This window comes from Undibacterium sp. RuTC16W, from assembly GCF_049339445.1.
In the GTDB taxonomy this organism is placed as follows: domain Bacteria; phylum Pseudomonadota; class Gammaproteobacteria; order Burkholderiales; family Burkholderiaceae_D; genus Undibacterium.
Genome location: NZ_JBMPPE010000019.1, coordinates 1 through 914, shown reverse-complemented (window position 1 = coordinate 914; position 914 = coordinate 1). Strand labels below are relative to the sequence as shown.

The following is a 914-nucleotide window of genomic DNA, read 5'->3' as shown; positions in this document are numbered from 1 at the left end:
TCCCATTCATTACTATGCCATTTCCAGTGCCCTGGTATCCAATAATGATTAGGACTTGGCGCTATTGTAATTTGCTCTACAAGCATCGCGGGCATAGGGCGTACGCTGCCTTGATACCAATGTCCTGCTTGCCATTCCCATTCATTGTGATGCCAGAACCAATGACCCGGAACCCACGAATAGCCAGAAGCTGGCTGGACGGTAATCACTTCCTGTACAGGCGCAGGAACTTGCCGGATCACGACTCTTGGTTGCTCCCGCACGATAACTCGCTGACTGGCCGGTGCAGCGCACCCGACTGCTGACAATATAAGGCTTGTCGCAATTAGCCTTTGTATTAGGTGGTTCATTTCTCTCCTTTTGCCTGACTGATTTTATACGCATCCAATAAAAAACACCTGCTGAAGCAGGCGTTTTTGTCTAGACTGGTTTGTATTATCCATGAATCTTCTTACTGATCGCATTTTCTTGCTGATTCAATGTTTTTTGCTCTTGCTTTGTGATGTGCCCACCATTTTGGCTCGCCATATCACGTTCTTCCTGACGCACTTGCTTGTCTTGCTGATGAAGGTGAGCTGCTTTCGCTTTACTCATATCACCTTCTTTTACTTCGTCTTTGATACGAGCATCTTGTTTTGCTAATCGAGTATTCACCTGTTCACGACGCGGGTGATTTTTTTGCCACGTAGTATCTGCTGCAAAAGCGCTACCTGCGGCAGAAGCAATAACACCAAGAATACCTAACAGTGCAAATGTTTTACGAATAGTGATCATGTTGATTCTCCAAATGGTGTAAAAAGGGATGCAATTGTGATGCCCCTATTCAACGTGAAGATATCCGTTTGAGATTACAAAGAATTTGTATCGGAGGTAACAACATGTTTCTTAGATTACTGAGGGCGATATTTTTCTCT

Annotated in this window: 2 protein-coding genes; both read right to left on the bottom strand. The window is 44.6% G+C overall.

Annotation, left to right across the window (positions count from 1 at the left end):
* Positions 1–350: YXWGXW repeat-containing protein (locus tag ACO0K4_RS19395; protein WP_422958320.1), on the bottom strand; the 350-nt coding region annotated here is incomplete at its 3' end.
* Positions 351–435: 85 nt separating this feature from the next.
* A complete protein-coding gene (locus ACO0K4_RS19390; protein WP_422958319.1) occupies positions 436–774 on the bottom strand; it encodes a hypothetical protein in 339 nt (112 codons plus the stop codon).
* Positions 775–914 lie beyond the last annotated feature (140 nt).

Excerpts from the sequence above, each read along its gene's own strand:
- ACO0K4_RS19390 (WP_422958319.1), bottom strand. The coding sequence starts at position 774 with ATGATCACTATTCGTAAAACATTTGCACTGTTAGGTATTCTTGGTGTT.